This window comes from Rathayibacter sp. AY1A3 (assembly GCF_002930975.1).
GTDB lineage: Bacteria > Actinomycetota > Actinomycetes > Actinomycetales > Microbacteriaceae > Rathayibacter.
This window is the reverse complement of sequence record NZ_PSTO01000015.1, coordinates 1-22,462: the sequence shown is the minus strand read 5'-3', so window position 1 is coordinate 22,462 and position 22,462 is coordinate 1. Positions and strand designations below refer to the sequence as shown.

Sequence of the window (22,462 nt, the reverse complement as noted above, 5' to 3'; positions counted from 1 at the left end):
GCGCAGTGACGCTCCGCACTCTGGACTCACTGGGCTCCCTCGCAGGCAAGCGCGTCGTCGTCCGCTGCGATCTGAACGTCCCCCTGAAGGACGGAACGATCACGGACGACGGCCGCGTGCGCGCGTCGGTGCCCACGCTCCAGCGTCTGGTCTCCGAGGGCGCCCGAGTCGTGGTCGTGAGCCACCTCGGGCGCCCCGAGGGGAAGCCCGAGGCGAAGTACAGCCTCGCTCCCGTCGCCGCCCGCCTCGGCGAGCTGCTCGACGCGCCGGTGGCCTTCGCCGAGGACACCGTCGGGGAGGCGGCCTCGGCCGCCGTCGACGCCCTCGAGGACGGCCAGGTCGTCGTCCTCGAGAACCTCCGGTTCAACGCCGGCGAGACGAGCAAGGACGAGGCCGAGCGCCGCACCTTCGCCGAGAAGCTGGCCGCCTACGGTGACGCCTTCGTCTCCGACGGGTTCGGCGTCGTGCACCGCAAGCAGGCGAGCGTCTACGAGCTCGCCGAGCTTCTCCCCAGCGCCGCCGGCACGCTGATCGCGGCCGAGCTCGAGGTGCTGGAGCGGCTCACCGAGAAGCCCGAGCGCCCCTACGCGGTCGTCCTCGGCGGCTCGAAGGTCTCGGACAAGCTCGGCGTGATCGAGCACCTGCTGCCGAAGGTCGACTCGATCCTCATCGGCGGCGGAATGCTCTTCACCTTCCTCAAGGCCCAGGGCCACGAGGTCGGCGCCAGCCTGCTGGAGGCGGACCAGGTCGACACCGTGCTCGGCTACCTCGCGAAGGCGAAGGAGCTGGGCGTGGAGATCGTCCTGCCGACGGACGTCGTCGTGGCGTCGGAGTTCGGCCCCGACGCCGAGCACCAGGTCGCCTCGGCCGACGCGATCGAGGGCACGCCCTTCGGTGAGAAGGGCCTCGGCCTGGACATCGGGCCGGACACCGCCGCGCACTTCGCCGAGATCATCGCGGCGTCCGAGACGGTGTTCTGGAACGGCCCCATGGGCGTCTTCGAGCTCGAGCCGTTCGCGGCGGGCACCAAGACCGTCGCGCAGGCGCTCACCGAGGTCGACGGCCTCAGCGTCGTCGGCGGAGGCGACTCCGCCGCGGCCGTCCGCGCCCTCGGGTTCCGCGACGACCAGTTCGGCCACATCTCGACGGGAGGCGGAGCGAGCCTCGAATTCCTCGAGGGCAAGCGCCTCCCCGGACTGGAGGTCCTCGGATGGTAGACACCGCCGCCCGCACCCCGCTCATCGCCGGCAACTGGAAGATGAACCTGGACCACCTCCAGGCCATCGCCTTCGTGCAGAAGCTGGCGTGGAGCCTCAAGGACGCCGATCACGACTTCGACGGCGTCGAGGTCGCGGTGTTCCCGCCCTTCACGGACCTCCGGCCCGTGCAGATCCTCGTCGACTCGGACAAGCTGCCGCTCAAGTACGGCGCGCAGGACGTCTCGAAGTTCGACAGCGGCGCCTACACCGGTGAGATCTCGGGCCAGTTCCTGAAGCAGCTCGACTGCGACTACGTGATCGTCGGCCACTCGGAGCGTCGCACGCTCCACGGCGAGACGGACGCGGACATCGCCGCCAAGTCGGCTGCAGCCCTCCAGCACGGCATCGCTCCGATCATCTGCGTCGGCGAGACCGCGGAGGACCTCGAGAAGCACGGCCCGTCGGCCGTGCCGGTGGCCCAGCTGAAGGAGGCCCTCACCGGCCTCCCCGCGGACGCCGACCTCGTCGTCGCCTACGAGCCGGTCTGGGCCATCGGCTCCGGACAGGCCGCGACGCCCGAGCAGGCCCAGCAGGTCTGCAAGGCGCTCCGCGGAGTCGTCGCCGACGTCCTCGGCGCCGACACCGCCGCGAAGACCCGCATCCTCTACGGCGGCTCCGTGAAGTCCGGCAACATCGCCGGCTTCATGCGCGAGCCCGACGTCGACGGAGCACTCGTCGGAGGCGCCAGCCTCCAGGTCGACGAGTTCGCGGCGATCGCGCGATTCCGGAACCACGTCGGGGTCTGAGCTGCTGCGACGAGAGGGCGGGCCCATCGGGCCCGCCCTCTCGTCGTCCACGCCGCTCCCTGCACGGCGTGGCGCGGTCGGCTTCGCGACGGGGCGCGGTTCCGAGAGCGGGATGCGTCCGGCTACGTCGATCCGCTGGGACGCGGATCACCGGTTCGCCTCGCTGTCGTCCACGCCGCTCCCTGCGCGGCGTGGCGCGGTCGGCTCCGCGACCGGGCGCGGTTCCGAGAGCGGGATGCGTCCGGCTACGTCGATCCGGTGAAACGCGGATCACCGGTTCGCCTCGGAAGATCCCACACCGGCTTCACGCGTTGGCCGGTCCGGGGCTGTCGGCTCGTTGCGGGGTGCCCTCCGAGAGCGTGGCGCGTTCGGCTCGATCGATCCGAAAGTACGTGGATCACAGGCTCGCGGTCAAGCGACTGGAGAGGTTGTCGAGGGCACCTTGACGAGGCCACCCGCTCCGCCCATCGTCGGACACTCGTATACATCGCCCTGAACACGGGACGACGCATTCCTCGCGGATTCGCAGGCGCCGTTATACTCGTCGGGGCGCGCAACGCGCCAGAACTTCGAAAGGTACCGCGTGGACATCCTCCAGGTCGTGCTCCAGGTCATCCTGGGCATCACGAGCCTCCTGCTCACCATGCTGATCCTGCTCCACAAGGGGCGCGGCGGCGGTCTGTCCGACATGTTCGGGGGCGGAGTCACCTCCAACCTCGGCGCGTCGGGCGTCGCCGAGCGCAACCTGAACCGCATCACCGTGATCCTGGGCGTCGTCTGGCTGGCCTGCATCGTGGTTCTCGGACTCATCACCAAGTTCACCACCGGAGCATAGGGGTACTCGCAATGGCATCAGGCGGCAGTGCAATCCGCGGTTCGCGCGTCGGCGCAGGACCCATGGGCGAGCAGGACCGGGGCTTCCACGCGGAGCGCGTCGCGGTCTCCTACTGGGACGCTCTCGGCAACGAGACTGTGCGCCACTTCTCGGCGGCCCTCCCCGAGGACGAGATCCCCGAGGTGATCGACTCGCCGCAGTCCGGTCTCCCCGCGGGCCGCGACCGGGCGAACCCGCCGCAGGTCGCGAAGACCGAGCCCTACAAGACGCACCTCGCCTACGTGAAGGAGCGCCGCACCGAGGCCGAGGCGGCTCAGCTCCTCGAGGAGGCGCTGCAGCAGCTGCGCGCCCGACGAGGCACCGCGACCCCGTCCTGATCCTCACCGGACGACGAACGACGGAAGGCCCGCCCCCTCGGGGGACGGGCCTTCCGTCGTTTCCGGACCGTGCTCAGTAGCTCGGAGCGATGAGCGACTCGGGGACCTCGGCCGCTGCCTCCTGGTCGACGAAGAACACCGTGCGCTTGCGACCGAACGCGCCCGACGCGGGCACCTCGTTCGTGCTGGCACCCGCGAGCGCGAGGCCCAGGGCCGAGGCCTTGTCGGCGCCGGCGAGCACCATCCAGATGCGGTCCGACTGGTTGATCAGCGGCAGCGTGAGGGTGAGGCGCTCGGGCGGCGGCTTCGGAGAGTTGCGGACGGCGAGGACGCCGGGCGTCGTGGAGCGGATCGCGGAGCGCTCGGGGAACAGCGACGCGATGTGCCCGTCCGGCCCGACGCCGAGGAAGGTGATGTCGAAGCGCGGGTAGTCGCGCCCCTCGGAGGCGTGCCCGCGCAGCTCCGCGTCGTAGGCAGCGGCGGCGCCGTCGAGGTCCAGGCCCTCGTCCGAGGCCGGGTAGGAGTGCACGTTCGCCGCCGGCACATCGAGGACGCTGAAGAGGTCCCCGGCCTGGACGTCGTTGCGGTCCTCGTGGCCGCGGGGCACCCAGCGCTCGTCGCCCCACCAGAAGTGCACGCGCGACCAGTCCACGTTGCCGGCGGCGGAGGAGGAGCCGATCTCCTTGAGCGTGGCGGCTCCCATCGTCCCTCCGGTGAGCACGACGTTCGCCGAACCCAGGTCGTCGAGGACGTCGATCGTCTTGGTGAGGAACCGGGCGGCGACCGAGCCGGCGAGGGTCTGCTTGTCGCGGTGGACCAGCACGCGGCGTTCGGTGGTCATCTCAGGGGACTCCTTCGGGTTCGGGTGCCGATCGGCGGGGTTCGGCTCCGTGTCGGGAAGCTCTGAGGTGTGGGCGCCCTGGACGGGCGCCCACACCTCAGGAGGCGCTGCGGGCCTCGGCCTTCTCAGTGAGCATGTCGACCCCGCGCGAGATCACTTCACCGTACAGGTCATCCGGGTCGAGTCGACGCAGCTCCTCCGCCAGGCAGTCCCGGAGGCTGCGGCGGGGGAGCGAGATGTCGTGGACCGGCTGATCGGGCTGCGTGAGCGTCGCGACGTTGGGCACCGAGCGCTCGAGCTCGATCACTCCGGACTCGCGGATGAGCCGGACGCCGTGGATCCCGCTGGACCCGGTGGCGCTGATCGTGAGCTCGTGGTCGACGGGGATGTCGAGCTCGAGCTGCAGCCAGGCGGCGAGCAGGATCGTGGAGGGGGAGTCGGGCGCGCCCGAGACCTCGACGGCCGTGATCGGCTCGTAGGGCGGCTGGTCGAGCACGGCGGCGAGCTGCGCGCGCCAGAGGGTGAGGCGGGTCCAGGCGAAGTCGGTGTCGCCGGGGGCGTAGGTGGACGCGAGGTGGTGCAGCGCTTCCGCCGGGTTCGACTGGGCCGACGCGTCGGTGATCCGCCGGGTGGCGATCCGGCCGATCGGGGACGCGGAGGCGTTGTCCGGAGCGCTGTTCGGCCACCAGGCCACGACGGGGGCGTCGGGGAGGAGCAGGCCCGTGACCAGGCTCTCCTCGTCCTCGGCCGCGTCTCCGTAGGGACGGAGCACGACGACCTCGCTCGCGCCGGCGTCGCCTCCGACCCGGATCTGCGCGTCGACCCGCGCCGTCGCGTCGACCGGGACCGTGGTGGTGCCGTCGTCCTTCGAGACCACGATGACGCGCATCGGGTGCTCGCGGGACGCGTCGTTCGCGGCCTCGATGGCCTCCTCCTCGTGACCCCGCGAGGTCGCGATGATGAGGGTGAGGACGCGGCCGAGGGCGACGGCGCCGCCCTCCTCGCGGATCTTGACGAGGGTCTTCGAGACCTCGCTCGTCGTGGTGTCGGGCAGATCGACGATCATGGACGCCTCCAGGTGCGGCCGTCGCGGGCGAGGAGCTCGTCGGCGGAATCGGGGCCCCAGGTTCCGGGGCGGTACTGCTCGGGCTGGCCCTGCGTGGCCCAGAACTCCTCGATCGGGTCGAGGATCTTCCAGGACAGCTCGACCTCCTCGTGCCGTGGGAAGAGCGGCGGCTCGCCCAGGAGGACGTCGAGGACGAGGCGCTCGTAGGCCTCGGGGCTCGCCTCGGTGAACGCGTGACCGTAGCCGAAGTCCATCGTCACGTCGCGCACCTGCATGCCGGCGCCGGGCACCTTCGAGCCGAATCGCATGGTGACGCCCTCGTCGGGCTGGACGCGGATGACGAGCGCGTTCTGGCCCAGCGACGTGGTCTGGCTCTCGGCGAAGAGCTGCTTCGGTGCCCGCTTGAACACGACCGCGATCTCGGTGACGCGGCGGCCGAGGCGCTTGCCGGCCCGCAGGTAGAACGGCACGCCGGCCCAGCGTCGGGTGCCGATGTCCAGGCGCATGGCGGCGTAGGTCTCGGTGGTCGAGGTGGGGCTCATGCCGTCCTCCTCGAGGAAGCCGAGCACCTTCTCGCCGCCCTGCCAGCCGCCGGCGTACTGTCCGCGGGCGGTAGAAGTGGAGAGGTCGGCGGGGAGGCGGACGGCCGCGAGGACCTTCTCCTTCTCCGCACGGAGGTCGGCCGCGTCGAACGAGATCGGCTCCTCCATGGCGGTCAGGGCGAGCAGCTGCAGCAGGTGGTTCTGGATGACGTCGCGCGCCGCTCCGATGCCGTCGTAGTAGCCCGCGCGCCCGCCCACGCCGATGTCCTCGGCCATGGTGATCTGCACGTGGTCGACGTAGTTCGAGTTCCAGAGCGGCTCGTACATCATGTTGGCGAAGCGGAGGGCCAGGATGTTCTGGACCGTCTCCTTGCCGAGGTAGTGGTCGATCCGGAAGACGGAGTCGGGCGGGAAGACCGACTCGACGACGTCGTTCAGCTCGCGAGCCGTCTTCAGGTCGCTGCCGAACGGCTTCTCGATGACGACGCGGCGCCACTGGCCGTCCTTCTGCTCGGCGAGGCCGGAGCTGCGCAGCTGCTCGGTGACCTGCGGGAAGGACTTCGGGGGGATCGAGAGGTAGAAGGCGAAGTTGCCGTTCGTGCCGCGCTCGCGGTCGAGGTCGTCGACGGTCGTCTTCAGGCGGGCGAACGCCTCGGGGTCGTCGAACTCGCCCTGCACGAACCGGATGCCCTGCGCGAGCTGCGCCCAGACCTCCTCGTGGAACTCGGTGCGGGCGTGCTTCTTCACGGAGTCGTGGACGACCTGCTCGAAGTCCTGGTCGTCCCAGTCGCGCCGGGCGAATCCGACGAGGGCGAAGCCGGGAGGCAGGAGGCCGCGGTTGGCGAGATCGTAGACCGCGGGCATGAGCTTCTTGCGGGAGAGGTCGCCGGTCACGCCGAAGATGACGAGGCCGCTTGGCCCGGCGATCCGGTTCAACCGGCGGTCGAAGCTCAACCTCAGCGGGTTGAACTCGGGGGTGATGTCCACAGACATGTGCAGTGTCCTTCTGTGTGCCGGTGGGACCGGCGCACTGCTATCGGTGAGGGAGGGGGAGGAGCGGGCGGGCCCGGCTGCTGCCCCGGGAAGTGGTCGCGGGACGACCGCGGGCACGCCGCCGTGCGCTCGAGAGCGCAGCGGCGGCGTGCCCGTCGGATCAGGTGTTGAGGGCCTCGAAGAGCGCCTCGAGGTCGGCCTCGGGGTCGGTCAGCGTGAGGGTCAGCACCGGCCGGCCGTGCTCGGCGAGCACGCTCGCGTCACCGGCGGCCTGCGCCAGGATGAGCTGGCCGAAGGTGAACGGGCTGTCCGGGATCTCGAGGTCCACGTCGGAGCGCTCGGTGATCTGGAGGAACACGCCGGTCGGCGCCCCGCCCTTGTGGTACTGCCCGGTCGAGTGCAGGAAGCGCGGGCCCCACCCGAAGGTGACGGGGCGCTGGGCCTGCGCGGCGAGGAGGTCGCGCACGCCCTCGAGCTGCGGGAGCGCGAGGCGGTCGACGTACGCCTGGATCGAGACGTAGCCGCCGTCGCCCAGCTGCGCGAGGAGGCGGTCGACAGCGGCGGCGACGGTCGAGACGCCCTCGGTGACGCTGCTGCTGCCGGTGACCTCGATGCCCGCGTCGGTGAACGCGGGCGCCTCGGGCTCGGGGCGCTTCTCGAGCAGGGCCCGGGTCGCGACCTTCGCCGACTCGACGTCGGGCTGGTCGAACGGGTTGATGCCCAGGAGGCGACCCGCGACGGCGACGGCGTACTCCCACGTCAGCATCTGAGCGCCGAGCGAGCCGGAGAGGAGGATCTCGCCCTCGTGGCGGTCGCGCGGGAACAGGTGCAGCGCCGTGGCGTCCTCGACCAGGCGGACGACCTGCACGTCGGGCAGGTCCTCCGAGAGCTCGGGGGCCAGCGTGCCGAGGACGACGGGGAGGATGCCCGTGCCGTCCTTGCCGGTGGACTCGGCGATGAGCTGCTCCGCCCAGTCGGCGAAGCCGACGATGTCGGTCCCGTCGGCGACGATCGCGAGCTTGTCGCGGCGCGGGCTGGTCGCGGCGATCGCCGCTCCGAGGATCAGGCCCGGGTTCTCGGGGGAGTCCACGGCGAGCCCGAGGGAGGCCTCGGCCGCCTCGTCGAGGAGGGCCTCGATGTCGGCGCCGGCGAGCCCGGACGGCACGAGGCCGAACGCGGAGAGCGCCGAGAAGCGCCCGCCGATGTTCGGGTCGGCGTTGAACACGCGGTAGCCGGCCTCGCGGGAGGAGGTGTCCAGGGGCGAGCCCGGGTCGGTCACGATGACGATGCGGTCGAGCGGATCGATGCCCGCCTCCGTGAACGCCTTCTCGTAGGCCTTCTTCTGGCTCGCGGTCTCGACGGTCGAGCCGGACTTCGAGGAGATGACGACCGCGGTCGACGCGAGCCGGTCGTTCAGGGCCGCGAGCACCTGGCCGGGCGCCGTCGAGTCGAGCACGGTGAGCTCTACGCCGGCGGTGCGGGTGATGACCTCGGGCGCGAGCGAGGAGCCGCCCATGCCGCCGAGGACGATGTGGTCGACGCCCTTGGCCTGGAACTCCTCGCGCAGGGCGAGGATCTGGGGGATCAGGGGGCGGGAGACGGTGGTCGACTCGGTCCACCCGAGGCGCTTGGCCGCCTCCTCCTCCGCCGCGGCGCCCCACAGGGTGGGGACCTGGGCGGTGATGCCGGACGCGACCTCGTCGGCGACGAGCTCCGGGACGACGCGGTCGACGGCCTTCTCGGCGTCTCCGCTGACGTGGATCTGGATGGCCATGATCAGGCCTGCGCCTTCGCGCCCTCGAGCGCCGCGGTGACGGTGTCGAGCAGCTCGTTCCAGGAGACGATGAACTTCTCCACGCCCTCCTTCTCGAGCAGCTCGGTGACGTCGGCGTACGAGACGCCCTGCGCCGCGACGGCGTCGAGGACGGCGTTCGCGTCGGCGTACGAGCCCGTGACGGTGTCGCCGGTGATGACGCCGTGGTCGAAGGTCGCCTCGAGGGTCTTCTCGGGCATCGTGTTGACCACGCCGGCCGCGACGAGCTCGGTCACGTAGAGGGTGTCGGGGAGGTCGGTCGACTTGACGCCGGTCGAGGCCCAGAGGGGGCGCTGGCGGTTGGCGCCGGACTCCTGGAGCAGCAGGGCGCGCTCGGTGGCGAACGCCTCGACGAAGACCTCGTAGGCCAGCTGCGCGTTGGCGACGCCGGACTTGCTCTTGAGGGCGCGGGCCTCGTCGGTGCCGACGGCCTCGAGGCGCTTGTCGATCTCGGTGTCGACGCGCGAGACGAAGAACGAGGCGACGGAGTGGATGGTCGACAGGTCGATGCCGGCGTCCTTGGCCTTCTCGAGGCCGGCCAGGTACGCGTTGATGACGGCGCGGTAGCGGGCGAGCGAGAAGATCAGGGTGACGTTCACCGAGATGCCGGAGCCGATGACCTCCGTGATGGCCTCGAGGCCCTCGACGGTCGCGGGGATCTTGATCATCGCGTTGGGGCGGTCGACCTTGGCCCAGAGGGCCTTGGCCTGCTCGATGGTGCCCTGGGCGTCGTGCGCCAGGCCGGGCTCGACCTCGATCGACACGCGGCCGTCGTAGCCGTTGGTCGCGTCGTAGATCGGGCGGAAGATGTCGGACGCCGCGGCGACGTCGTCGGTGGTGATCTCGAAGACGGCGTCGGTCACCGAGGTGCCGGCGGAGGCGAGCTCGCGCACCTGGGCGTCGTAGGACTCGCCGTTGGTCAGGGCCGCGGCGAAGATCGTGGGGTTCGTGGTGACTCCGACGACGTTCTTCTCCTCGATGAGCTTCTGCAGCCCTCCGGTGGAGATGCGCGAGCGGGAGAGGTCGTCGAGCCAGATGCTGACGCCGGCGGCGGAGAGCTCTGCGGTGGGGGTGTTCTCGGTCATGTCTCTTCTTCTTCTGCGTAGGTGGTGCGTGGTGTGAGGGGGAGCCGCTGCTCCGACGGCGAAGGCCGCGTCCGTGGTGGACGCGGCCTTCGGGTCAGGAGGCTGCGAGCGACTCCTTGGCGGCGGACAGTGCCGCCTCGGTGGTGATCCCGAACTCGCGGAACAGGGTCTTGTAGTCGGCCGAGGCGCCGAAGTGCTCGATCGAGACGGAGCGGCCGGCGTCGCCGACGTACTTCTGCCAGCCCAGGCTCAGGCCGGCCTCGATCGAGACGCGGGCCTTCACCGAGGAGGGCAGGACCTTCTCGCGGTACTCGGCGTCCTGCTCCTCGAACCACTCGAGGGACGGAGCCGAGACGACGCGGGCGTTGACGCCCTCGCTCCTCAGGGCCTCGCGCGCCTCGACGGCGATCTGGACCTCGGAGCCGGTCGCGATGAAGATCACGTCCGGGGTGCCGCCCGGCGCCTCGGCCAGGATGTAGGCACCACGGGCGACGTTCGCGGCGGAGGCGAAGGTCTCGCCCTCCGCGTCGCCCTCGCCGCGCTCGAACACCGGGATGTTCTGACGGGTGAGCGCGAGGCCGGCGGGGCCCTCGCGGCGCTCGAGGATGGTCTTCCAGGCGTAGGCGACCTCGTTCGCGTCGCCGGGGCGGACGATGTCCAGGCCCGGGATCGCGCGGAGGGTCGACAGCTGCTCGACCGGCTGGTGCGTCGGGCCGTCCTCGCCGAGCGCCACGGAGTCGTGGGTCCAGACGTAGATGGCCGGCGCCTTCATGAGCGCGGCGAGACGGACCGCCGGGCGCATGTAGTCGGAGAAGATCAGGAAGGTGCCGCCGAAGGGGCGGGTGTTGCCGTGCAGGACGATCCCGTTGAGGATCGCGCCCATGGCGTGCTCGCGGATGCCGAAGTGCAGCACGCGGCCGCCCTTCTTCCCGGTCCACTCGTGGGTCGAGAACTCCGTCGGGACGAAGGAGCCGGCTCCCTCGATCGTCGTGTTGTTCGACTCGGCGAGGTCGGCGGAGCCGCCCCACAGCTCGGGGATCACGCCGGCGAGGGCGTTGATGACCTTGCCGGACGCGGCGCGGGTCGAGACCTCCTTGCCGGGCTCGAAGACGGGGAGCGCCTCCTGGACGCCCTCGGGCAGCTCGCCCGAGAGGACCCGGTCGAGCAGCTCCTTCTTCTCGGGGTTCGCGGACGCCCAGGCGGCGAGCTGCTCGTCCCACTCGGCGTGCTGGGCCTGGCCGCGCTCGACGGCCTTGCGGGTGTGCTCGATGACCTCGTCGGCGACGTCGAAGGTCTTCTCGGGGTCGAAGCCGAGCACCTCCTTGAGTCCGCGGAGCTCGTCGGCGCCCAGGGCGGAGCCGTGGATCTTGCCGGTGTTCTGCTTCTTCGGCGACGGCCAGCCGATGATGGTGCGCAGGATGATGAGCGACGGCTTGTCGGTCTCGCCCTTCGCGGCCTCGATCGCGGCGTGCAGCTCGGCGACGTCCTCGTGGTACTCGCCGGTCTTCTTCCAGTCGACGACCTGGACCTGCCAGTCGTAGGCCTCGTAGCGCGCCTTGACGTCCTCGGTGAAGGCGATGTTGGTGTCGTCCTCGATCGAGATCTGGTTGGAGTCGTAGATGACGACCAGGTTGCCGAGCTTCTGGTGGCCGGCCAGCGAGGAGGCCTCGCTGGTGACGCCCTCCTGCAGGTCGCCGTCGCCGGCGATCACGTACACGAAGTGGTCGAACGGGGAGGTGCCCGCGGCGGCCTCCGGGTCGAACAGGTCGCGCTCGAAGCGCGAGGCGTAGGCGAAGCCCACGGCGGAGGCGAGGCCCTGGCCGAGCGGTCCGGTGGTGATCTCGACGCCGTCGGTGTGGCCGTACTCCGGGTGGCCCGGGGTCTTCGAGCCCCAGGTGCGCAGCGCCTTGAGGTCGTCGAGCTCGAGTCCGTAGCCGCCCAGGTAGAACTGGACGTACTGGGTCAGCGAGGAGTGGCCGACCGACAGGATGAACCGGTCGCGGCCGATCCAGGTCGCGTCGGACGGATCGCGGCGCATGACCTTCTGGAACAGGAGGTAGGCGGCGGGCGCGAGGCTCATGGCGGTTCCGGGATGGCCGTTGCCGACCTTCTCGACCGCATCCGCGGCGAGAACCCTCGCCGTGTCGACTGCCTTCTCGTCAATGGATTCCCATTGCAGTTCTGACACTTGGTACTGACCCTTCTCGAGACGTGGGGCAGACGGGGACCGTCCGCCCTCTCGCATGGTGGAGCACGCCGCATGACGACTTCGACACGATGCTCCGGCGACGGCCCTCTCGGCCCCGTGCCGACGACCGTCGGGCGGGCTCGGGTGCGTGCCGGGCGCTCTGGCGAGCAGTCCCGAGTATACGGAGGGGGGTGCGCCGCTGACCGGGGGTTGCGTGGTCGCATATGTCTGCGTCCGATTGGACAAGCGTGCACGCCGGGCCCGGCTCCCGGACGGGCGCATTACACTCGTTCGGGATCATCGAATCGTTAGAGGAGCAATGGACGCAGTCGTGGAGACCACCGCCGTCGAGCGGGACGGGGCGTCGCCGACGTCCCTCTCGCGCAAGGTGAAGGCCTTCGTCGCTCTGACGAAGCCGCGCGTGATCGAGCTGCTCCTCGTGGTGACCGCTCCGACGATGATCCTGGCGCAGGGCGGGATCCCGAACCTGCTGCTGGTCCTCAACGTCCTGATCGGCGGCGCCCTGAGCGCCGGGTCGGCGGGCGCGTTCAACTGCTACTTCGACCGCGACATCGACCGGATCATGAACCGGACGAAGAACCGGCCGCTCGTGACCGGGGAGATCTCGGACCGGTCCGCGCTCGTCTTCGCGACCACGATCGGCGTCCTGTCGATCGTCTGGCTCGGCCTCACGGCCAACTGGCTCTCCGCGGGCCTCTCGCTCGCCGCGATCCTGATCTACGTCGTGTTCTACACGCTCTTCCTCAAGCGCCGGACGCCGCAGAACATCGTGTGGGGCGGCATCGCGGGCTGCATGCCGGTGCTGATCGGCTGGGCGGCGGTCACCGGCTCGCTCGACTGGGCCCCCGTCATCCTCTTCTCCGTCATCTTCCTCTGGACGCCGCCGCACTACTGGCCGCTGTCGATGAAGTACCGGGACGACTACCAGGCCGCCGGCGTGCCGATGCTGGCCGTCGTGCGCGGACGCACGATCGTCGGGCTCCAGGTCATCCTCTACGCCTGGGCCACCGTCGCCTGCTCGCTCCTGCTGATCCCCGTCGCCGGCATGGGGGTGCTCTACACGGTGGTCGCGCTCGGCAGCGGAGTCTGGTTCATCGCCGAGACGCACCGCCTCTACAGCCTCGCGATCCGTCACGAGCACGTCTCGCCGATGCGGGTGTTCCACGGGTCCATCGGATACCTCACCCTGCTCTTCCTCGCCGTCGGCATCGACCCGCTGCTGCCCTTCTGATGGTGACGCCGTTCTCCTTGCTCGCCGAGCGGGTGACCCTCGGTCCGCGCGCACTGCGCTGGGGGACCACCGCGGCGCTCGTCGCGAGCATCCTGATCATCTTCTTCGGGGGCGTCGTCCGGCTGACCGGCTCGGGCCTCGGCTGCCCCACCTGGCCGGCGTGCGAGCCGGGCTCGCTCACCTCGACCCCCGAGCTCGGGATCCACGGCTTCATCGAGTTCACGAACCGCGCGTTCACCGGCGTCCTCGTGGTCGCGGTGGGCTGGGCGATCACGGCCGCGCGCCTGCAGAAGCCGCGCGACCGCACCATGACCCGGCTCGCCTGGTCGCAGTTCTGGCTCGTCGTCGCGAACGCCCTCGCGGGCGGCGCGACCGTGCACTCGGGCCTCAACCCGTACATCGTGGCCGGGCACTTCGTTCTCGCCATCGCCCTCCTCACCACCACCGCACTGACGTGGCACCGCGCCCACCGCTCGCAGTCCGTGGCCTTCGAGCCGGACCGCGCGACGCGGGCGCTCAGCATCGGGCTCGTCGGCCTGACGCTCCTCGTGATCCTCGTGGGGACCCTCGTGACGGGGACCGGCCCGCACGCCGGCGACTCCGCGGAGGTGCCCCGCATGCAGTTCCACTGGGAGAGCGTGACCGTCGTGCACGGCGTGCTCGGCACAGCGGTGCTCGTCGTGGGCGCCGCGCTGCTCCTGCGCCTGTCGCGGGCGGCGGGCTCGGAGCTCGCCCGGCGGCGCGTGATCGCCTTCCTCGTGGTCGTCGTGCTGCAGGCACTGGTCGGGGTGGCGCAGTCGCTCACCGCGCTGCCCGAGACGCTCGTCGCGGTGCACCTCCTCGGCTCGGCGCTCATCTGGGTCGGCGCGGTCCGCGTGCTGCTCGACGTGAACCCGAGGCTGTTCACCGTGCGCGCCCAGCGCCGGGACGCCGCCCAGGAGCTCCAGACCGCCGCCTGACCGCGGGCTCCGGCTCGGCGGAGAGCAGGTGCCGCCGGAGGCGCAGGAGCACGCGGGGGAGCGCCCGCAGCGGGAGGTCGGCCGCGATCGCGCGAGCGAGAGGGCCGAACGCCCGTGCGGGTCCGGCCGGCAGGCGGGCGCCCACCAGTGCGGTCACGAGTCGGGCGGGGATCGGGGTCGATGCGTCGTTCGTCATGGCGGAACCGAATCACGGACCACCGACACCAGTATGGCCATGCGCGTGTGGAGGTGCGCCGCCGGCGCCCGGCCGACACCCAGGTGCGGAGGTTCCGCTGAACGGCGGACGCCGGTAGAATGAGAAGCTGGTCACGGTTCGACGCACCCTGCGCACGTGATCCGCACACGGCCCGATGGAGCGCCGACGCACACCTCCGGAATCCAGGGACGCACATCATCCGCTCCGCGCATCAGATCGATCGCGCGACCGGCCGGAGAGCACCCGCGGGCCACCCCCGGGGGAATGACTCCGGGACCCGACCGGTTAGCAGTGGGTAGGAAACGAGGTACACATGTCAGACATCCTGATCGACCGCCCCGAGCTCGAGAGCCTGGGCGTCTACGAGTTCGGCTGGTCCGACTCGGACTCCGCCGGAGCCTCCGCACGACGCGGCATCTCGCCCGAGGTCGTCTCCGACATCTCCGCGCTCAAGAACGAGCCCGCCTGGATGCGCGACCGCCGCATGAAGGCCCTGAAGCTCTTCGAGCGCAAGCCCATGCCGACGTGGGGCGCCGACCTGTCGGACATCGACTTCGACAACATCAAGTACTTCGTCCGCTCCACCGAGAAGCAGGCGCAGACCTGGGACGACCTCCCGGACGACATCAAGAACACGTACGAGAAGCTCGGCATCCCGGAGGCGGAGCGCCAGCGCCTCGTCGGCGGTGTCGCGGCCCAGTACGAGTCCGAGGTCGTCTACCACCAGATCCGCGAGGACCTGGAGGAGCAGGGCGTCATCTTCATGGATACCGACACGGCGCTGCGCGAGCACCCCGAGATCTTCGAGGAGTACTTCGGCACCGTCATCCCCGCGGGCGACAACAAGTTCGCGGCGCTGAACACCGCGGTCTGGTCCGGCGGCTCCTTCGTGTACGTCCCCAAGGGCGTCCACGTCGACATCCCGCTGCAGGCCTACTTCCGGATCAACACCGAGAACATGGGCCAGTTCGAGCGGACCCTGATCATCGCGGACGAGGACAGCTACGTCCACTACATCGAGGGCTGCACGGCTCCGATCTACAAGTCGGACTCGCTGCACTCGGCCGTGGTCGAGATCATCGTGAAGAAGAACGCCCGCGTGCGCTACACGACGATCCAGAACTGGTCGAACAACGTCTACAACCTCGTCACCAAGCGCGCGATCGCGCACGAGGGCGCGACGATGGAGTGGATCGACGGCAACATCGGCTCGAAGGTCACGATGAAGTACCCGTCGATCTTCCTGGTCGGCGAGCACGCCAAGGGCGAGACCCTCTCCGTCGCGTTCGCGGGCCCCGGCCAGCACCAGGACGCCGGCGCGAAGATGGTCCACATGGCGCCGTACACGCAGTCGTCGATCGTCTCGAAGTCGATCGCCCGCGGCGGCGGTCGCGCCGGATACCGCGGCGAGGTCCGGGTGGACGCGAACGCGCACCACTCGGCGAACACCGTGCGCTGCGACGCCCTCCTGGTCGACACCATCTCGCGCTCCGACACCTACCCGGCGATCGACATCCGTGTCGACGACGTGCAGCTCGGCCACGAGGCGACGGTGTCGAAGGTCAGCGAGGAGCAGCTCTTCTACCTGATGTCGCGCGGCCTGCCGGAGGACGAGGCGATGGCCATGATCGTCCGCGGCTTCATCGAGCCGATCGCGCGCGAGCTGCCCATGGAGTACGCCCTCGAGCTGAACAAGCTCATCGAGATGGGGATGGAGGGCAGCGTCGGTTGACGCCCGCCTCCCCCCTCGAAGGGGCGCCCGGACGGGGCGCCCCGCACCCATCGAAAGGAACCACCGCCAGATGACGGTCCCCACGAGCGCCGCGACCCCCGAGATCGACGGCGCGGCCGCCGCTGAGCGCCTGGGCATCAGCGCCCACTCCGACGGGGCGTTCACGCCCGTGCAGACGCGCTCCGAGCGCTTCGCGTCGGCCGACGTCGAGGCCTTCGAGGCCGTCACCGGCCGCGAGATCGCCTGGAAGCTGACGCCCGTCGCCCGCCTCGGCGATCTCATCGACGGCGCGCTCGACGGCTCGCCCGCCCCGCTCGAGCACGCGGCGGTGGACGGTGTGGACGTCTCGTGGGTCGGCCGCGACGACCAGCGGATCGGCACCGCCGGCCTCCCCGAGGACCGCGCCGCCGCGAACGCCTGGTCGAGCTTCGAGAAGGCCCTCGCCGTCCGCGTGACGGGCGAGGACGAGAAGGTCGCCACCCTCGTCCGCTCGGGCCTCGGCTCCGCACCCCGCGCCGCGCACACGATCATCGAGGCGGCGCCCTACGCCCGCGCCGTCGTCGTGCTGCAGAACGAGGGGGAGGCCTCACTCGCGGAGAACGTGGAGATCCTCGTCGGCGAGGGCGCGCAGCTCACCGTCGTCACCGTGCAGGAGTGGGCGGACGACGCCCGGCACCTGGCCAACCACTTCGTGCGGGTCGGACGCGACGCGAAGGTGAAGCACATCGTGGTCACCCTCGGCGGCTCCATCGTCCGGGTGAACCCCTCGGCGCACCTCGTCGAGCGCGGAGCGGACGGCGAGCTCTTCGGTCTGTACTTCGCCGACGGCGGCCAGCACCTCGAGCAGCAGGTGTACGTCGACCACGACGCCCCCGACACCCGCAGCCGCGTGACCTACAAGGGCGCGCTGCAGGGCGAGGGCGCGCGCACCGTCTGGATCGGCGACGTCCTGATCCGCAACAGCGCCACCGGCACCGACAGCTACGAGCAGAACCGCAACCTGGTCCTCTCGGACGGCACGCGCGCCGACTCCATCCCGAACCTCGAGATCGAGACCGGTGACATCGCCGGAGCGGGGCACGCCTCGGCGACCGGCCGCTTCGACGACGAGCAGCTCTTCTACTTGCAGTCCCGCGGGATCCGCGAGGACGAGGCGCGACGCCTGGTCGTGCGCGGGTTCCTCAGCGAGATCGTGCAGCAGATCAAGGTCGCCGAGCTCGAGGACCGCCTGCAGCTCGCGATCGAGGCGGAGCTCGCCGGGAGCGCCGGCCAGACCGGCTCCTCCCGCGGAGCGGCGGTCAGCGCATGAGCAACGCCGCGATGATCTGCTCGGTCTCCGAGCTGATCCCCAACCAGGCCATGCGGGTCGAGGTCGACGGAGTCGCGATCGCGGTCGTGCAGGACTCCGCCGGCGAGATCCACGCCATCGGCGACACCTGCACCCACGGCGAGATCTCGCTCTCCGAGGGCTTCGTCGAGGGCGACAGCCTCGAGTGCTGGGCGCACGGCTCCCAGTTCTCCCTCCGCACCGGCACCCCGCTGAACCTCCCGGCCTACGAGCCGGTCCCCGTCTTCGTCGTCGAGATCATCGATGGCGACGTCTACATCGACCCGACCGTCACGAAGGAAGTCTGAATGTCCGTTCTCCAGATCAGCGATCTCCACGTCAGTGTCGAGACCGAGCAGGGGACCAAGCAGATCCTCCGCGGTGTCGATCTCACCATCAACCAGGGTGAGATCCACGCGATCATGGGCCCCAACGGGTCCGGCAAGTCCACCCTCGCGTACACGATCGCGGGACACCCCAAGTACCACGTCGACGGCGGCTCGATCACCCTCGACGGCGTCGAGGTCCTCGACATGTCCGTCGACGAGCGCGCCCGCGCGGGCCTCTTCCTCGCCATGCAGTACCCGGTCGAGATCCCCGGTGTGACCAACACCAACTTCCTCCGCACCGCCAAGACCGCGATCGCCGGAGAGGCGCCCGCGATCCGCACGTGGACGAAGGACGTCAAGTCGGCGATGGCGAACCTCCGCATGGACTCGTCCTTCGCGGCGCGCAACGTCAACGAGGGCTTCTCGGGCGGCGAGAAGAAGCGCAACGAGATCCTCCAGCTCGAGCTGCTCGCCCCGCAGTTCGCCGTCCTCGACGAGACCGACTCCGGCCTCGACGTCGACGCGCTCAAGATCGTGTCGGAGGGAGTCAACCGCGCCCACCAGAGCACCGGTCTCGGCGTGCTGCTGATCACGCACTACACGCGGATCCTGCGCTACATCCAGCCCGACTTCGTCCACGTCTTCGTCGCCGGCCGCGTCGCCGAGCAGGGCGGCAAGGAGCTCGCCACCCGGCTCGAGGACGAGGGCTACGACCGCTTCCTGACCTCGGCGACGGTCTGATCATGGCGGTCACCACTCTCGAGCCGAAGCTCTTCGACCAGGTCGAGGAGGCCCTCAAGGACGTCATGGACCCCGAGCTCGGGGTCAACGTGGTCGACCTGGGACTCATCTACGACCTGGGCTGGGACGACGAGAACGACGCCCTCGTCATCCACATGACCCTCACCTCGGCGGGCTGCCCGCTGACCGACGTGCTCGAGGAGCAGACCGCCGAGTCGCTCGACGGCATCGTCGAGGCGTTCCGGATCAACTGGGTCTGGATGCCGCCGTGGGGTCCCGACCGGATCACCGAGGACGGGCGCGACATGATGCGCGCACTCGGCTTCTCGATCTAGCCGCTGCACACCGACGCCGAAGGGCCGGGAGGAGTCGTCCTCCCGGCCCTTCGGCGTCTCTGTCGTCTTCAGCCTGTCGCAGTCCATCGTGGAGTCGGAGCGGCCGGGCGGGACGGCTCCGAAGTCCGGGGCCGTCGTCGCCCCCGCCGGTCGAGTCGGTGGAGGTGCCCACCGAGGTCGAGCAGGAGGACCGGGCGGCTCGACCTCTGCCGGACGCCCGAAGGGCCGGGAGGAATCGTCCTCCCGGCCCTTCGGCGTCCGTGCGACCGCTCAGCGCGAGCGGCGCGAGAGCATCGCCCAGGTGGTGGGGAGCAGCGCGGCGGCGACCAGCGCCTTGAGCGCGTCGCCGACCAGGAAGGGCACGAGTCCCGCGGAGAGGACGGAGCCGAGGTCGGCTGGCAGCCCCAGCGAGGCGAGGGCGGCGGCCAGCCAGGGCAGACCGACGAGGTAGATGGTGGCGGTGCCGGCGAGGAAGGTCACCAGCGTGCCGAGGACGCGACGGTCCCACTGCCGCTGGGCGAGCCACCCGGTGACGATCGACGCGAGGACGAAGCCGACGATGTAGCCGCCGGTGGGACCCGCGAGGACCGCCCAGCCGTGCGAGCCCTCGGTGAAGACCGGGGCGCCGAGAGCGCCGACGAGCGCGTACACGAGCATGGACAGCGCGCCGCGGAGTGCGCCGAGCGTCGTGCCGACCAGGAGGACCGCGAAGGTCTGGCCCGTGAAGGGGACCGGCCACATCGGGATGAACAGCTGCGCCATCGCCGCGGTGAGACCCGCACCCGCGAGCACCAGCAGGGCGTCGGTCGCGACGGAGCGGGTGACGAGCCGGTCGGCGAGGACCGGGCGCGGGAGGGCGGAAGAGGAAGGGGACATGGGTGATCTCCGAGAGTCCTGGTCGCCCGAGAGCGAGGAGCGAGCGCGTCCGCGGTGAGCGGACGTGGATCCGCCCCGCGGCTCAGGAAATATACTAGGGGGCTGCCGCATCGCGGCCCCTTGCCCCACTCCTCCCGAACCGAACGCCATTTCTTGGCGGGAACGGACAGCACTGTGCTCAGCGTGCACGACCTCGAACTCCGAGTCGGCGCCCGACTCCTGATGGAGAACGTCTCCTTCCGGGTGGGCGACGGCGACAAGGTCGGCCTCGTCGGCCGCAACGGGGCGGGGAAGACGACGCTGACCAAGGTCCTCGCGGGCGACCTCATCGCCTCGAAGGGCACGGTCGACCGCGGCGGCGAGATCGGCTACCTCCCTCAGGACCCGCGCTCCGGCGACCCGGAGGAGCTCGCGCGCACCCGCATCCTCGACGCCCGCGGGCTGGGGCAGCTGGTGCTCGGCATGCAGGAGGCGACGGTCGCGATGTCGAGCAGCGACACCTCCGTGAGCGAGGCCGGCATGAAGAAGTACGGCAACCTCACGGACCGCTTCCTCTCCCTGGGCGGATACGCGGCTGAGGCGGAGGCCGCGTCGATCGCGAGCAACCTCAACCTCCCCGACCGGATCCTCGACCAGCCGCTCAAGACGCTCTCCGGTGGCCAGCGGCGCCGCATCGAGCTCGCGCGCATCCTCTTCTCCGACGCGAGCACGCTGATCCTCGACGAGCCGACGAACCACCTCGACGCCGACTCCGTCGTCTGGCTCCGCGAGTTCCTCAAGAACTACCGCGGCGGCTTCATCGTGATCAGCCACGACATCGAGCTGGTCGGCGAGACCGTGAACCGCGTCTTCTACCTCGACGCCAACCGCCAGGTCATCGACGTCTACAACATGAACTGGAAGAACTACCAGCGCCAGCGCGCCGCCGACGAGGAGCGCCGCAAGAAGGAGCGGGTCAACGTCGAGAAGAAGGCCGGCGCCCTCCAGCTGCAGGCCGCCAAGTTCGGCGCGAAGGCCTCGAAGGCCGCAGCGGCGCACCAGATGGTCGCGCGGGCCGAGCGCATGCTCAGCGGGCTCGAGGAGGTCCGCGCGGTCGACCGCGTCGCGAAGCTCCGGTTCCCGACCCCGTCCGCCTGCGGTCGCACCCCTCTGCAGGCTCAGAACCTGTCGAAGAGCTACGGCTCGCTCGAGATCTTCACCGCCGTCGACCTCGCGATCGACCGCGGCTCCAAGGTCGTCATCCTGGGGCTCAACGGAGCTGGCAAGACGACGCTCCTGCGCATCCTGGGCGGCGTCGACCAGCCCGACACCGGAGTGATCGAGGCCGGGCACGGCCTCCGGATCGGCTACTATGCGCAGGAGCACGAGACGATCGACGTCAAGCGCTCGGTGCTCGAGAACATGGTCTCCTCCAGCCCGAACCTCACCGAGACCGAGGCGCGCCGGGTCCTGGGCTCGTTCCTGTTCACCGGGGACGACTCGCACAAGCCGGCCGGGGTCCTCTCCGGCGGGGAGAAGACCCGTCTCGCCCTGGCGATGATCGTGGTCTCGGGCGCGAACGTGCTCCTGCTCGACGAGCCCACCAACAACCTCGATCCCGCGAGCCGCGAGGAGATCCTCGACGCGCTCGCGCACTACGAGGGCGCGGTCGTCCTGGTCAGCCACGACGAGGGAGCCGTCGAGGCGCTGAACCCCGAGCGCGTCCTGATCATGCCGGAGGGCACCGAGGACCACTGGGCGGCCGACTACCTCGACCTGATCACGCTCGCCTAGCGGGCGTCGAGCAGCTCGTCCTCGACCTCGGAGTCGCTGCGGCCGCGGCGTCGGCGGCGCTCCTCGCGCCGCTCCTCGGCCGCCACGACCTCGGGGTCGTCTGCGTTGCGGATTCGGTACTCGTGGCGGATCGCCCAGCCGAGCCCGCCGAAGCCCATGACGGCGAACAGCACCCACTGGACGGCGTAGCTGATGTGCAGGCCCTCGTCGGCGACCGGCTTGATCGCGGCCAGCGGGGGAGCGTCGACCGGCGCCGGCGCCTCGGCGACCAGCAGGCCGTACGCCGAGGTCCGCAGGGGCTCGTCCAGCTGCGTCGACAGGTCGTCGAGCTGGATCGTGGCGATCTGGCCGGCCGGTGCGGAGCGTCCGTCGATCCGTCCCTCCGCGGGCTTCAGGCGAGCGACGACGGTCACCTCTCCCTCGGGCGGCGCGGGGATCGCGTCGGGGGAGTCCTGGGTCGAGCCGACGGGGACCCAGCCGCGGTCGACGACGAACACGCTGCCGTCGTCGAGCCGCAGCGGCGTCAGGATCTCGAAGCCGGGGTTGCCGTTGTAGGGCCGGTTGCGGACGAGGGTCTGCCCCTGCGTCTCGTAGACGCCGGTGATCTCGACCGGGCGGTACTCGAGCGCGTCGTCCCACGTGGAGTCGGCGGGGAGCAGCCGGTCGAGCGCCACCGGGTCGGCGGTCCAGTTCGCGGTGACCAGCCGGTTGGTCGAGGCGGCCTGGTCGAGCCGCGCGACCTGCCAGCGCGAGAGCAGCACGCAGGCGACGGCGAAGACGATCGCGAGCGCGAGGTAGCCGAACCAGCGTCGCGAGAAGACGAAGCGCCAGGAGGGACGGGGCGCGTCGCCGCTCATCGTTCCGCTCCGCGATCGACCGTGTAGAGCGGCTTCACCTCGAGCGGGAAGTCGCGGGCGAGGAGGAACTCGCGCAGGAACTCCAGGTGCTCGCCGCAGGCCAGCCAGGTCTTCCGACGGTCCTCCGCGTGGATCCTCGGGTTCCGCCACTCGATCGCGAACGTCGCCGTCCGCGGGCAGCCCGCTCGGGAGCAGGCGTGCGCGTCGGGGACCCGGCCGAGCGGGATCACGGACGGTCTCCCCGCGGGTCGCCGCCCTCGGGGCCGGTCGGCGCCTCGGAGTCGGGGGCGGCGACCCGCGGGGAGACCGTCCGTGATCC

Annotated in this window: 21 protein-coding genes; 12 read left to right on the top strand and 9 right to left on the bottom strand. The window is 70.6% G+C overall.

The genetic code is table 11. The features are described from left to right. The first annotated feature begins 5 nt into the window (after window positions 1-5). The 4 genes from C5C10_RS08930 (at window position 6) to C5C10_RS08915 (ending at window position 3,217) form a co-directional block, all read left to right on the top strand. Window positions 6-1,217, top strand: a complete 1,212-nt coding sequence (locus C5C10_RS08930) for a phosphoglycerate kinase (RefSeq protein ID WP_104263177.1) — start codon at window positions 6-8, stop codon at window positions 1,215-1,217. Then, the gene (gene tpiA / locus C5C10_RS08925; RefSeq protein ID WP_104329052.1) at window positions 1,211-2,005 is read left to right on the top strand and encodes a triose-phosphate isomerase; all 795 of its coding nucleotides are present in this window, start codon (window positions 1,211-1,213) and stop codon (window positions 2,003-2,005) included. Before C5C10_RS08930 ends, tpiA begins: the two co-directional genes overlap by 7 nt. 583 nt (window positions 2,006-2,588) lie before the next feature. After that, complete coding sequence (gene secG / locus C5C10_RS08920) at window positions 2,589-2,840, top strand: preprotein translocase subunit SecG (protein WP_104221915.1); 252 nt, start codon at window positions 2,589-2,591, stop codon at window positions 2,838-2,840. Between the two features lie 11 nt (window positions 2,841-2,851). After that, on the top strand, window positions 2,852-3,217 hold the full coding sequence (locus C5C10_RS08915) for an RNA polymerase-binding protein RbpA (RefSeq protein ID WP_055791968.1): 366 nt from the start codon (window positions 2,852-2,854) through the stop codon (window positions 3,215-3,217). A 73-nt stretch (window positions 3,218-3,290) separates the two neighbouring features. Here C5C10_RS08915 and pgl read toward each other — a convergent pair whose 3' ends face one another. The 6 genes from pgl to tkt form a co-directional block, all read right to left on the bottom strand. Further along, window positions 3,291-4,058 (bottom strand): 6-phosphogluconolactonase, encoded by a 768-nt coding sequence (gene pgl, locus C5C10_RS08910; RefSeq protein WP_104329051.1) that lies wholly within the window; start codon window positions 4,056-4,058, stop codon window positions 3,291-3,293. 97 nt (window positions 4,059-4,155) lie between these two features. Next, window positions 4,156-5,124, bottom strand: coding sequence for a glucose-6-phosphate dehydrogenase assembly protein OpcA (locus C5C10_RS08905; protein WP_104329050.1), 969 nt, complete (start codon window positions 5,122-5,124; stop codon window positions 4,156-4,158). Then, window positions 5,121-6,659 carry a glucose-6-phosphate dehydrogenase gene (gene zwf / locus C5C10_RS08900; RefSeq protein WP_104329049.1) on the bottom strand — a complete coding sequence of 513 codons (1,539 nt, stop codon included), beginning with the start codon at window positions 6,657-6,659 and terminating at the stop codon, window positions 5,121-5,123. The genes C5C10_RS08905 and zwf overlap by 4 nt, the downstream gene beginning before the upstream one ends. Before the next feature lie 160 nt (window positions 6,660-6,819). Next, window positions 6,820-8,433 carry a glucose-6-phosphate isomerase gene (locus C5C10_RS08895; RefSeq protein ID WP_104221922.1) on the bottom strand — a complete coding sequence of 538 codons (1,614 nt, stop codon included), beginning with the start codon at window positions 8,431-8,433 and terminating at the stop codon, window positions 6,820-6,822. Window positions 8,434-8,435: 2 nt separating this feature from the next. Next, on the bottom strand, window positions 8,436-9,557 hold the full coding sequence (tal, locus tag C5C10_RS08890) for a transaldolase (RefSeq protein ID WP_104221924.1): 1,122 nt from the start codon (window positions 9,555-9,557) through the stop codon (window positions 8,436-8,438). A gap of 94 nt (window positions 9,558-9,651) precedes the next feature. After that, window positions 9,652-11,745: a transketolase gene (gene tkt, locus C5C10_RS08885; protein ID WP_104221926.1), complete on the bottom strand. Its 2,094-nt coding sequence runs from the start codon at window positions 11,743-11,745 to the stop codon at window positions 9,652-9,654. Window positions 11,746-12,064: 319 nt separating this feature from the next. On the opposite strand from tkt, the gene C5C10_RS08880 reads away from it, so the two are divergent. From C5C10_RS08880 to C5C10_RS08850, 7 genes are all read left to right on the top strand, one after another. Next, window positions 12,065-12,997: a heme o synthase gene (locus tag C5C10_RS08880; RefSeq protein WP_104329048.1), complete on the top strand. Its 933-nt coding sequence runs from the start codon at window positions 12,065-12,067 to the stop codon at window positions 12,995-12,997. After that, a complete protein-coding gene (locus tag C5C10_RS08875; RefSeq protein WP_104329047.1) occupies window positions 12,997-13,956 on the top strand; it encodes a heme A synthase in 960 nt (319 codons plus the stop codon). The genes C5C10_RS08880 and C5C10_RS08875 overlap by 1 nt, the downstream gene beginning before the upstream one ends. A gap of 530 nt (window positions 13,957-14,486) precedes the next feature. Continuing rightward, window positions 14,487-15,905 carry a Fe-S cluster assembly protein SufB gene (gene sufB / locus C5C10_RS08870; RefSeq protein WP_104221933.1) on the top strand — a complete coding sequence of 473 codons (1,419 nt, stop codon included), beginning with the start codon at window positions 14,487-14,489 and terminating at the stop codon, window positions 15,903-15,905. Between the two features lie 70 nt (window positions 15,906-15,975). Beyond that, entirely contained in the window at window positions 15,976-17,214 is a 1,239-nt protein-coding gene (gene sufD, locus C5C10_RS08865; protein WP_104260743.1) for a Fe-S cluster assembly protein SufD, read from the top strand. Continuing rightward, window positions 17,211-17,540 (top strand): non-heme iron oxygenase ferredoxin subunit, encoded by a 330-nt coding sequence (locus tag C5C10_RS08860; RefSeq protein ID WP_077222834.1) that lies wholly within the window; start codon window positions 17,211-17,213, stop codon window positions 17,538-17,540. Before sufD ends, C5C10_RS08860 begins: the two co-directional genes overlap by 4 nt. Beyond that, window positions 17,541-18,302 (top strand): Fe-S cluster assembly ATPase SufC, encoded by a 762-nt coding sequence (gene sufC / locus C5C10_RS08855; protein WP_104221937.1) that lies wholly within the window; start codon window positions 17,541-17,543, stop codon window positions 18,300-18,302. Window positions 18,303-18,304: 2 nt separating this feature from the next. Next, entirely contained in the window at window positions 18,305-18,637 is a 333-nt protein-coding gene (locus tag C5C10_RS08850) for a metal-sulfur cluster assembly factor (RefSeq protein WP_104221939.1), read from the top strand. 270 nt (window positions 18,638-18,907) lie between these two features. Here C5C10_RS08850 and C5C10_RS08845 read toward each other — a convergent pair whose 3' ends face one another. Beyond that, window positions 18,908-19,513, bottom strand: coding sequence for a biotin transporter BioY (locus tag C5C10_RS08845; protein WP_104232632.1), 606 nt, complete (start codon window positions 19,511-19,513; stop codon window positions 18,908-18,910). Window positions 19,514-19,687: 174 nt separating this feature from the next. Between C5C10_RS08845 and C5C10_RS08840 the strand changes: the two genes are divergently transcribed. Further along, a complete protein-coding gene (locus tag C5C10_RS08840; protein ID WP_104221943.1) occupies window positions 19,688-21,286 on the top strand; it encodes an ABC-F family ATP-binding cassette domain-containing protein in 1,599 nt (532 codons plus the stop codon). Here the strand turns inward: C5C10_RS08840 and C5C10_RS08835 are convergent. Next, window positions 21,283-22,143: an SURF1 family protein gene (locus tag C5C10_RS08835; protein ID WP_104329046.1), complete on the bottom strand. Its 861-nt coding sequence runs from the start codon at window positions 22,141-22,143 to the stop codon at window positions 21,283-21,285. The genes C5C10_RS08840 and C5C10_RS08835 overlap by 4 nt on opposite strands. Then, window positions 22,140-22,373, bottom strand: a complete 234-nt coding sequence (locus C5C10_RS08830) for a hypothetical protein (protein ID WP_104225286.1) — start codon at window positions 22,371-22,373, stop codon at window positions 22,140-22,142. Before C5C10_RS08830 ends, C5C10_RS08835 begins: the two co-directional genes overlap by 4 nt. Between the last annotated feature and the right edge of the window lie 89 nt (window positions 22,374-22,462).